Annotated in this window: 15 protein-coding genes; 7 read left to right on the forward strand and 8 right to left on the reverse strand. The window is 68.8% G+C overall.

The genetic code is table 11. The features are described from left to right. Positions 1-974, reverse strand: a 974-nt coding sequence (locus VFF46_RS31945) for a beta-N-acetylglucosaminidase domain-containing protein (RefSeq protein WP_325040961.1), incomplete at its 3' end; no start/stop codon positions are given. Between the two features lie 153 nt (positions 975-1,127). Between VFF46_RS31945 and VFF46_RS31950 the strand changes: the two genes are divergently transcribed. The 6 genes from VFF46_RS31950 (at position 1,128) to VFF46_RS31975 (ending at position 4,802) form a co-directional block, all read left to right on the forward strand. Further along, complete coding sequence (locus VFF46_RS31950) at positions 1,128-1,622, forward strand: DUF3592 domain-containing protein (RefSeq protein WP_325040962.1); 495 nt, start codon at positions 1,128-1,130, stop codon at positions 1,620-1,622. A 40-nt stretch (positions 1,623-1,662) separates the two neighbouring features. Further along, on the forward strand, positions 1,663-2,130 hold the full coding sequence (locus VFF46_RS31955) for an SRPBCC family protein (RefSeq protein WP_325040963.1): 468 nt from the start codon (positions 1,663-1,665) through the stop codon (positions 2,128-2,130). Further along, the gene (locus VFF46_RS31960) at positions 2,130-2,654 is read left to right on the forward strand and encodes a hypothetical protein (RefSeq protein WP_325040964.1); all 525 of its coding nucleotides are present in this window, start codon (positions 2,130-2,132) and stop codon (positions 2,652-2,654) included. The genes VFF46_RS31955 and VFF46_RS31960 overlap by 1 nt, the downstream gene beginning before the upstream one ends. Positions 2,655-2,659: 5 nt before the next feature. After that, entirely contained in the window at positions 2,660-3,145 is a 486-nt protein-coding gene (locus VFF46_RS31965) for a DUF6328 family protein (RefSeq protein WP_325040965.1), read from the forward strand. A 97-nt stretch (positions 3,146-3,242) separates the two neighbouring features. After that, the gene (locus VFF46_RS31970; RefSeq protein ID WP_325040966.1) at positions 3,243-4,022 is read left to right on the forward strand and encodes a sigma-70 family RNA polymerase sigma factor; all 780 of its coding nucleotides are present in this window, start codon (positions 3,243-3,245) and stop codon (positions 4,020-4,022) included. Positions 4,023-4,067: 45 nt separating this feature from the next. Continuing rightward, a complete protein-coding gene (locus VFF46_RS31975) occupies positions 4,068-4,802 on the forward strand; it encodes a GAF and ANTAR domain-containing protein (RefSeq protein WP_325040967.1) in 735 nt (244 codons plus the stop codon). A gap of 3 nt (positions 4,803-4,805) precedes the next feature. On the opposite strand, the gene VFF46_RS31980 is transcribed toward VFF46_RS31975, so the two are convergent. From VFF46_RS31980 to VFF46_RS32010, 7 genes are read right to left on the reverse strand one after another with little or no spacing between them, the layout of a single operon-like run. Next, positions 4,806-6,539 carry a complex I subunit 5 family protein gene (locus VFF46_RS31980; RefSeq protein ID WP_325040968.1) on the reverse strand — a complete coding sequence of 578 codons (1,734 nt, stop codon included), beginning with the start codon at positions 6,537-6,539 and terminating at the stop codon, positions 4,806-4,808. A 3-nt stretch (positions 6,540-6,542) separates the two neighbouring features. Continuing rightward, positions 6,543-6,911: a sodium:proton antiporter gene (locus tag VFF46_RS31985; protein WP_325040969.1), complete on the reverse strand. Its 369-nt coding sequence runs from the start codon at positions 6,909-6,911 to the stop codon at positions 6,543-6,545. Beyond that, a complete protein-coding gene (locus tag VFF46_RS31990) occupies positions 6,908-7,810 on the reverse strand; it encodes an MnhB domain-containing protein (RefSeq protein ID WP_325040970.1) in 903 nt (300 codons plus the stop codon). The genes VFF46_RS31985 and VFF46_RS31990 overlap by 4 nt, the downstream gene beginning before the upstream one ends. Continuing rightward, positions 7,807-8,097 carry a DUF4040 domain-containing protein gene (locus VFF46_RS31995; RefSeq protein WP_325040971.1) on the reverse strand — a complete coding sequence of 97 codons (291 nt, stop codon included), beginning with the start codon at positions 8,095-8,097 and terminating at the stop codon, positions 7,807-7,809. Before VFF46_RS31995 ends, VFF46_RS31990 begins: the two co-directional genes overlap by 4 nt. Beyond that, the gene (mnhG, locus tag VFF46_RS32000; RefSeq protein WP_325040972.1) at positions 8,097-8,429 is read right to left on the reverse strand and encodes a monovalent cation/H(+) antiporter subunit G; all 333 of its coding nucleotides are present in this window, start codon (positions 8,427-8,429) and stop codon (positions 8,097-8,099) included. The genes VFF46_RS31995 and mnhG overlap by 1 nt, the downstream gene beginning before the upstream one ends. Then, on the reverse strand, positions 8,426-8,686 hold the full coding sequence (locus VFF46_RS32005; protein ID WP_325040973.1) for a monovalent cation/H+ antiporter complex subunit F: 261 nt from the start codon (positions 8,684-8,686) through the stop codon (positions 8,426-8,428). The genes mnhG and VFF46_RS32005 overlap by 4 nt, the downstream gene beginning before the upstream one ends. Then, on the reverse strand, positions 8,679-9,293 hold the full coding sequence (locus tag VFF46_RS32010; RefSeq protein WP_325040974.1) for a Na+/H+ antiporter subunit E: 615 nt from the start codon (positions 9,291-9,293) through the stop codon (positions 8,679-8,681). The genes VFF46_RS32005 and VFF46_RS32010 overlap by 8 nt, the downstream gene beginning before the upstream one ends. Before the next feature lie 165 nt (positions 9,294-9,458). Here VFF46_RS32010 and VFF46_RS32015 point away from each other — a divergent pair, with 165 nt between their 5' ends. Further along, the gene (locus tag VFF46_RS32015; RefSeq protein WP_325040975.1) at positions 9,459-9,593 is read left to right on the forward strand and encodes a hypothetical protein; all 135 of its coding nucleotides are present in this window, start codon (positions 9,459-9,461) and stop codon (positions 9,591-9,593) included. Positions 9,594-9,807: the final 214 nt, after the last annotated feature.

Here is a 9,807-nt window from a genome sequence, read left to right on the forward strand (position 1 = left end):
ACCCGGTTCAGCAGGTCGCTCTGCGCCCGCCCGGCGGCACCACCGCCCGTCCCGTACTTCGCCTTGTCCGCGTCGCAGTGCCAGGTGTTGTAGTCGATGTCGTCGAGCGGCACGTTGAACGATCGCGCGCCCAGGTCGTACAGCGCCTCGAACTTCGCGATCAGCGCCTGGAAGTCGGCCTCGGAGGTGTAGCAGATCGACAGCCCCGGCGACAGCGCGAACGTGAAGTCGACCTTGTTCTGCCGGGCCCGGGTGACCAGTTCGGCGAGCTGCGCGAGCTTGTCTGCCGGGTACGGGTCGCGCCACTGCTCGCGGTGGTACGGGTCGTCCTTCGGCGCGTACTCGTACGTGTTCATCCGGTGCTCGCCGAGGTAGCCGATCTCGTCCAACCGGTCGGCCTGCGACCACGGCGTACCGTAGAAGCCCTCGATCGCGCCGCGGTACCGCATCGTCGGCCAGTCGCGGATCGCGACACCGGGCAGCCAGTCACGACCGGCGCGGACCTGGATCAGTTGCGCGAACGACTGCGCCGCGTAGTACGTGCCGTCGGCATCGACGCCGTCGAGGACCACCTGCGCCCGGTCGTCGCGGTCGCGGCCGGCGGCCAGTACGTACCCCTCGGCGGGGAGACCGGCGCTGTCCTTGACGTGCAGCGAGTCGAGCGTGCCCGCGTCACGGCCCAGCCAGATCGTGGTCGGCGTACCGGGATCGGCGCCGTCCGTGGCGCGGATCGTCGTCACGCCGGCGCGGGCCAGGGCCTGCCGTACGACGCGTTCCGCGTCGGGGTCGGTGTGTGCCGTACGGACGAGACCGACGACCGGGGTGATCGGGAAGCCGTCGGCGCGCTGCACGAGCTGCTGCGGCTCCGGCGAAACGGTGGCGGGCAGCGGCGGAGCGGCGTCCGCCGGGGGCGGCACGATCGCGAACGGGGCGGCCAGGGCGAGCACGCAGACAGCAGACCGGAGCAGGCGCATCGAGTCTCCTCGGGCAGGCGGGTGCCGTTAGTTAGCCATTGCGCGGAACTGCTCGTCAAGGCTTGAACACAGGCAGGTTCAGGCATTGGATACCGCGGCGCGGCGCGCCGGTTCGAGTGGACAGAACCCGGCCGCTGGGTTCTCTTGAAAGCTGTGAGCACCCAGCATTCGGTGCGGCGGCTGACCCGCCGGAAGCGACTCGGCGTCGTTGCCTCCTGGATCGTGCTCACCGCGATGGCGGCCGGCATGTTCGCGGTCGGCGTGATCACGCTGATCTGGGGCGTGCACCGGATCGACGACCTCGGCGACCTGGCCGCCCACCAGGCCCGCGCCCGCGGCGAGATCGTTGCCACCCGCAAACTCCCGCACGACCCCCAGGGCACCGGTGGTGGCACCGAGGTGACGATCGGCTTCCGGTCCGCCGACGGCAGCTTCCACAGCACCGCCCAGACGCTGCAGCTCTGGAGCCGCGCCCGGCACATCGGCGACAAGGTCGACGTGGTCTACGACCAGCGCAACCCGGACTCGTTCTACACCACGTCCCTAGGCGTCGAACGCTTCCGCAACATCCTGATTCTCGTGCTGGCCGCGACCATGCTGATCGGCGTCCCGGTCGCCTACATCAGATCCGTCCGCGATCCCTGGTAAACCGCGACTACCGCACGCGCCACCTGGGCACTGGGTGTGTATGGCGCATACGACACAGGCAGAGCGGACGGCTCGGGCGCCACAGCTCAGGTATGTCAGGACGCTGATCTGTGACCCGGACCGCCTGTGGAACCTCATCACCAGACCGGAACTCCTCAGCAGCTGGCTCGGATCGACACTACTGAGCGACACCGAGTACGGCGGGTTCCTGATCGTGACGGGCCCGCAGACCCAGCAGACCGGGATCGTCACCACCTGTGAACCCCCGCACTACTTCCAGGCCGCTTTCGACGACCCGCCGCACCGGCCGAGCACGGTCCTCGTGGACGTGGTCCCGGCCCAGACCGGCTCCCACCTGATCCTGACCCACGGTGGCATCCCGCCCGGCCGGCTCCACCACTACGACAGCTTCTGGACCACCGCCCTGGACCACCTGACCCAGGCCGCGGCGGGCAACGCCCCACTACCCACGGTCACCAACCTCCCGTCGTCCGCGGGAGGGGCCTGATGTACGACGTACTGGTTCTCGTCGAGGAGGAACTGAGCCGCCCGGACGCGGAGCGGCTGGTGGACCTGTACGCCGGTACGCCGGAACCCGTCCGGTTCCACCTGATCGTCCCGTCCGAGGACGCCCACGCCCAGGTCGAGGCGTCGCTGGCAGGTATCGCGGGCTCCGACCCGTTCGGGATGACGGGCCCGCGGTACGCGATGCGGCCGGACGACGACGTCCACCGGGCCGCGGACGAGGCCCAACGGGCGGCCGACGCGCACGCCACGGCCGCGCTGGAACGCGGCGTCGGGCGGCTCCGCGCGGCCGGCCGGGAGGCGGACGGCCACATCACCCGCCGGCACCCGGTCGACGAACTCGTCGACTCGATCCAGCGGATCCACGGCCGGGAGGTCGTCGTACTGACCCGGCCGCACGTCATCGCCGAACTGCTCCACGTCGACTGGTCCGCGCAGGCACGCCGGCACCTCGGCGTACCCGTGCTGCACCTGCTCGAGCAGCACCCCGAAGACGCTCCGGTCTGACGGCCATGCGGCTCAAGGAGTCGTTCCCCTACGAGCGCGACGACGAGACGTCCGGCGAGCGGCTCGACCGGCACTGGAACGAGCTGCTGCAGGAGCTGCGGCTGGTGCAGACCGGTACGCAGATCCTGTTCGCCTTCCTGCTCGGGATCGCGTTCCAGAACCAGTTCCACACCACGGACGGGTTCACGCACGTCGTTTACGCGTGCACTCTGATCGCGGCGGCGATCGCGGTCATGCTGTTCCTGGCACCCGTGGCCTTCCACCGGTTCCTCTACCAGCAGGGTCTGCGCGACCGGCTGCTGGTCATCGCAGACCGGCTGGCCCGCGGCGGGATGGCGTTCCTGGTCGTCTCGATCTGCGGTGGCCTGCTGATCGCGCTTGACGTCGTACTCCCCCGTGGCGCGGCGGCGGCCGTCGTCGCGGGCGTGCTGGCCGGGTTCCTGGCGTTCTGGCTGGCGATCCCGGCGTACGTCCGGCACCGGCACCGATGATTCACCCGCATGACCGCGGGTACCCGTGGGTGGTCCCGGTTGCGGTCCAACAATGCGCCGCGCTCGGCCGGGACGGGCACAGGCAGGACAACCCGCAATGTCAACGAGTAGTCCAGTCAAGGCGTCCCACGCCGAACAGTCCGCCCGGACCGAGCACCTCCTCCGGGCCGCACATCACAGCCGCGACCCGCTCCGCGAGCAGCTCCGCGCCGAGGCGATCGTCAGCGGGATGCCGCTGGCCCGGACGATCGCCCGCCGGTACCGCGGCCGCGGCGTCGACACCGAGGACCTGGAGCAGATCGCCGTCGAGCACCTGATCCGGGCCGTCCGCAACTACCGGCCGACCGCGGACTCGGACTTCCGGTCGTACGCCGTACCGACGATCCGCGGCGGGATCCGGCACCACTTCCGGGACAACGCGTGGGCGATCAAGCTCCCGCGCCGGCTGCAGGAGATCCAGTCCCGGGTGAACTCGGTGCAGACCACGCTCGCGATCACCCTCGGGCACTGGCCGGACCATGCCGAGCTCGCGGCGGCGCTCGGCGTCGAGGTGGACGAGATCGTCGAGGCCGAACAGGCGCGCGGCTGCTTCCAGCCGTCGTCCCTGGACGCCGAGCGCAGCATGGAGTCCGGGGCCCCGGCCCCCGCGCGCGAGGTCCCGCAACCCGGCGACACCTACGAGCTCGTCGACCAGGTGCACTCGCTGCGCCCGGTCGTCGAGAACCTCCCGGAGCGGGACCGGCTGATCCTGCGGCGGCGCTTCGTCGACCACCGCACCCAGGCGGAGATCGGGGCCGAGATCGGCGTCAGCCAGATGCAGGTGTCCCGGCGGCTGCGGAACATCCTCGACCATCTTCAGCTCGCGCTGACGGCCTGACCCGGGGTATGGGTCAAACCGCAGATCGCGAGGCATGATGAGTAAGTGGCAGACATCAGTCAGGAACTACCCGACGCCGAGGAACCCGCGGTCCGGAACGACCTCGGGCAGACAGCCGAGTTCTTCTCCAGGCTGGCGATGGAGATGCACGAGGCGGACGGGATCGAGGAGACCGTCCAGGCGGTGGTCGAGTACGCGATCCAGGCGCTCAACTGCGAGTACGCGGGGGTCGCCCTGCGGACGTCCGGCGGCCGGCTGGAGATTCCGGCCGTCACCGATCCTGTCGTCGCCGAGATCTACCGGTTCCAGACGGCCGGCGGCGACGGCCCGCTGGTCCTGTGCATGCAGGAGCGGGCCACGGTCGTCGTACCGGACGTCGTGCTGGACGCGCGCTGGCTGGACTGGGCCAAGAAGGTTCTCGAGCTCGGGGTGCGCAGCGTGCTCGACGTACCGCTGTGGACCTCGGCAGGGCCGGTCGGCGTTCTGGGGCTGTACAGCCGGCGGCCGGACGCCTTCGGACCGGACGACATCGCTGTCGCGTACATCCTGGCCCGGCACGCCGCGGTCGCCGTCGCGAGCGCCCGGCGCGAGGAGCACCTGAAGGTCGCGATCGACGCCCGTAAGCTGATCGGGCAGGCGATGGGCATCCTGATGGAGCGCTACAAGCTGACCGGGGACCAGGCGTTCCAGGTCCTCCGCCGCTACTCGCAGGACACCAACACCAAACTCCGCGACGTCGCCCAGCAGCTCATCGACAGCCGCCGGCTCCCCTCCGGCTGAGGATCACCACAGGAGTAGTACCGCGGTACAGGCGATCAGGCCGCCGATCGAGTACGCCGCGTAATCGTTCACCGAGCCCGTGTGCACGCGCCTCAGCAGCGTGATCACCCGTGGCTCGGACGGGCGACGTACGTACCAGATGCACAGCAGCACCCCGGCGGCGATGCAGCCGGTGGCGATCAGCAGCTCGTCGGGCGCGAAGTACTTGAAGGACGGTGTCGTCGTGGCCAGCCTCGCCTGACCGGCGAGCGCGGCCGTGGCGTACGCGTTCTGGTCGAGCAGTACGGCGGCAGCCGGCGCGGCGACGTGGTCGACGACGAAGCCCGGAAGTACGCCGAACAGGACGCAGCCGGCGGCCAGGACACCGAACGCGATCAGCGCGCCCGGGCGTCTGCGCTCGAGCGGGTCGTATGCGTCGTCCCGCCGCCGGAAGAACGCCAGGTACGCCGCCCGGCCGAGCGCGGCGACCGTGAGGACCTGGGCGAGGAGGACTGCAACGAAAGCAGCCGGGTGGTCCGACCTGAGCGCGTCGTGGATCAGGCCCAGCGACGCGTAACCGTTCAGTGGCGGAACGCCCGCGATCGACGCCGTACCGAGCAGGAACGCCGCGGTCGCCAGCGGCCGGTGGCGAGCCAGGCCACCCATCTGCGAGAGCCTCGTCATCCCGGTGGCGTGCACGATCGCACCGGCACACAGGAACAGCAGCGTCTTGAACAGCGCGTGATCGATCAGGTGATAGACGAACCCGGTGATCGCGGGGCGCGAGGCGGCGCCGACGGCCGTCAGCAGGACCCCCATCTGGGAGACGGTGTCGTACGCAAGCAGCCGTTTGAGGTCGTCCTGCGCCAGTGCGAGCGCGGCTCCGGCGATCGCGGAGACCGGACCGAGGACCAGCAGGATGCCGGGCAAGGCGGTCCGATGTACGGCGTACACGTCCAGTGCGACGCGCGCGATCGCGACCACGCCGAGGTTGACCATCAGGCCGGAGAACATCGCCGAGACCGGACCCGGCGCCGCCGAGTGCGCGTCGGCCAGCCAGCCGTGGAACGGCATCAGCCCGGCCTTCGTCCCGAACCCGGCGAGCAGCAGCCCGAGCGCGACGAGATCCGCCGTACTGCCGGTCAGGGCGTGCTGGAGCTGGCCGAGGTTCAGCGCGCCGTGACCGGCGTACAGGAGCGCCGTACCGACGAATACGAAGAAGCCGGCGAGGTTGGTCAGTACCATCATCTTGAACGTCGCCTCGAGCGCCCACGGCCGTTCGAGGAAGAAGCCGCTCAGACCGTAGCTCGACAGCGCCGCCACCTCGAACCAGACGAACAAGTTGAGCAGGTCGGCACTGAGCGCCGTACCGATCATTGCCGCGAGCAACAGTTGCGCGAGGCACGCGTACCACCCGGCCTCGTGAGCGCCGAGGCCACCGAGCTCCGACAGGCTGTAGAGCAGGAGCAGCGTACCGATCACCGCGGTCAGCAACGCGTAGGTCAGTCCGAACGGTTCAGCGGTCAGGGTGATGCCGAGCTGGGTGCCGTCCACCGGGCCGATGTTGCCCAGCGCGTGGCCGACCAGGTGCCCGCCGTACACCTGCGGGGCTAACGACAGGAGCAGGGCCGACGTACCGCCGAGGGCGAGCAACGAGACGATCAACGGCGCGCGCGGCGACAGCCTGCTCAGCAGCGGAGCCAGTACGGCGCCACCGATCGGCAACACCACCGGAACCGGCAGCAGCGCGGGGTTCACCCGTCACCCACGCAGGTCGCGGACTCGATCCGCGTCCAGGGTCCGGTAGTGCTGAGCGATCCGCACGACGGTGACCAGCAGTACGGCGGTGACCGCGACGCCGATCACGATCGCGGTCAGACAGATGTTCTGCAACACCGGATCCGCGACGTTGCCGTGAGCAAGGTCCTGCTCCGACTGGCCGCCCGGCGGACCCAGCAAAACCGGCGCCGTCGACCCCCGCCGGTACGCCGTCGACAGCAGCAGCAGGTAGCCCGACGACTCGATCAGCGACAAGCCCATGACGATCTTGATCAGATTCCGCCGAGTCACGATGACGCCTACTCCAAGGGCGAACAGCACCACAGCAACCAAGTAGTTGACGACAATCATTGCTCCTCCCCCTCTCCACCAGCCTGGTCCGGTTCTTCCGGGGTCCAGTCATGTCGAATGGCAAGGAACGAGAAGATCACGATCGTCAGGCCGGTGCCGACCTCGATCAGCTCCGCCAACGAGAACGCCTGCATCGTCCCCCCACTGCGCAGCGTCTGCTCAGGTGCCAACGGCAACCAGTTCGCTCCGAACGAGCCGGCCAGTACCAACCCGAGCGCCAGCACGACGATCACCAGCAACGCGCCGACCAGCTCGAGCACCTCCAGCGGCCCCGGCCGCACCAGCCGAGCGATCCGCCGGTACCCGAAACCCGCATACGCCAGCAACGCCAGCCCGACCATCACAACCCCGGCCGGAAATCCCCCGCCAGGCGAATACCCCTCCAGCACAAGGTAGAACCCCGCAACGCCCAGCACCGGCGCCACAATCCGCACGGCCAGTCGAACGACCCCCGTCATCGCCCCACTCGCGTCGTGTTCGGCGCCGCTCTCGCGTCGGTCGGCCGCGCGGGCCTTCCGCTCTTCCGGACTGACAGGCTCATCCCATGGGTGCTCGTACTGCTGCTCTTCCTTTCCGGCTTCCTCTTCGCCGAAGTACTCGCGCCGGCGTTCACGATGCCGGCCGAGCAACAACACGCTCACGACGGCGGCAAGCAGCAGAAACGTCTCCCCGAACGTGTCGAACGCCCGCGTACCGTACACAACCTCACTCACCGGCTCCGTCGTACGCCACTGCGGCAACGCGACGGTCATCGCCTGGCGAGCGATCCGCGGGAGCGCTGCCCCCTCACGCGGCAGATCGACAACGGCCAGCCCAAGCACCGCCGCCGTACCGGCCGCAAGCACCCATCCAGCGACGGTCCGCTTCGCAACTGTCCGGTTTGGGCTCGCGGGCTTCATGTTCGCTTGTCCGGATCATCAGCCGGCTCGCCGAGCTCGCTCCGGTCCTCGACATCGGTACGCGCCTTGCCGATCGCAATCAGATACAGCGTCGGAAGCGCGATCGCCCCGACCACGATCTGCGCATGCGCGTCATCCGGCGCACCCAGCACGACGAACAGCAGACCGAGCACGGTACCGACCAACGACAACGCCATCGCCGCGCCCGCCAGGTTACGCAACCGCACGACAAGCACCGCGCCACCCAGAACGACAGCAAGACACAAGTAGTCCAGCACCCAGAACATCACGCCCTCCCCCGATCCCGCGGCTCGTCCGCGACCGCCCCCGACCACTGCCGGATGCCGGTCTTGTACGCCGCCCTGCCCAGCGCATGCGACGCGGCCGGGTTGAGGACGAGAAGCAGGAACGCCACCAGCACAGCGTGTACGCCGTACTGCGACAACACCCCCTTGCCAACAGCAACCGCAATCAGCGCAGGCACCGCGCCCATCGTGATCACCTTCGAAGTGCACTGGATCCGCGAATACACATCAGGCATCCGCAAAACCCCGACCGCACCCGACAGCGAGAAGAAGAGCCCGATCAACGACAGCACGACCACAATCGCCGTTCTCACAACAGACCACGCTCCAGAAACCGAGCCCAAACCAGCGCGCCCAAATACCCGAACGAAGCCATCCACAACGCCACGTCCAGGTAGATCACCCGGTCGGCGAACGCCGCAAAGAACAGCAGCGCAAGCGTCGCCTGAGTGGAGACCGCGTTCAACGCAACCACCCGATCGGTCACCGACGGCCCCCACGCAATCCGCACCACAAGCAGGCCGCCAACAACAACCTCAGCAATCGCCACCAACCCAAACACCTCAACCACCGCCCCCACCCCTCCCACCCAACCCGCTGCTCCCGTCCGCCCCGCCCCTCCGGTCAGACCCGCTGCTCCCGTCCCCCCCGGCCCTCCGGTCAGACCCACCTGTGCCGTCCCGCTGGCCCTTCCTGTCTCCTGGTCGGCCCATTCGGCGCTCAAGCGGTCCGTTGATCTCGTCGTACCGCCGCCCCTCCGCCGGGACCGCGACGCAGTGATACACCAACTCCCGCCGCGACGAATCCATGTCAATGATCTGATTGTCAACAATCAGAGAGCTGACAATCCCAACGGCGGCGATCCGATCCTCGTCCCCGAACCCGGTCCGCACCACCACCATCCCGGTTGCCAACGGCAACGACGGCGTCCAGATCCGGCGCGCCAGCGACACGTTGGCCCGCACCACCTTGTAGACAACAAAAGGCGCGAGCCGCAGCGCCACCAACACCCGCCACGGCGGAGCCGCCGGCCCGAGCGGAGCGAGCAACCACCCGACCAGGATGCTGACGACCAACCCAACCACGATCGATTCAACGGTGAACGTCGCAGTCAGGCCCAGCCAGACAACAAAACACCAGAACGTCAGCGCACCAGCAGTCCGCCAACGACTGGACATCAGCACTCCTTCCGCCGTGCCCCAGAGGTACCCGGGTTCCGGCCGGCGCATTCGTTGCCTTCTGACAACGATGCCGGGTTGACGTACGCCGGATTCGGGGATGAGATGACAGGGAACTGCCCTCCAACAGCGCGGGGCCGCGTCCAGTCCGTCAAGGACAGGTCGATGGACGATCTCCACGGCACGGCCGACCGCGATCTCGCCGCGGTGTCACCGCACGTCCGGTTGCCGGCCAGGAGTTCGTTCGAGCGGCCACGTCCTCCGCGCAGTCGTACGGCCGCGATCCGCGGCCATGGGTAACAACTCGGATGGGCCGGGACACGTCGAGTGCGGTCGGCACGAAGACTGGGTCTCGGGTATCCCGGCCCACCGAGCGAAGCAGCTCACCACGCATGCGAGCACCCACCACGGGCACTGGTACTCCGACAGTTTCGATCGACGAGGAGGCTGACATGAGCACAATCCCCAACCCCCAAGGCCCGATCCCCCCACTCGGCGACCCCGACCCCACCAA

This window comes from Kribbella sp. (assembly GCF_035655035.1).
Taxonomy (GTDB): domain Bacteria; phylum Actinomycetota; class Actinomycetes; order Propionibacteriales; family Kribbellaceae; genus Kribbella.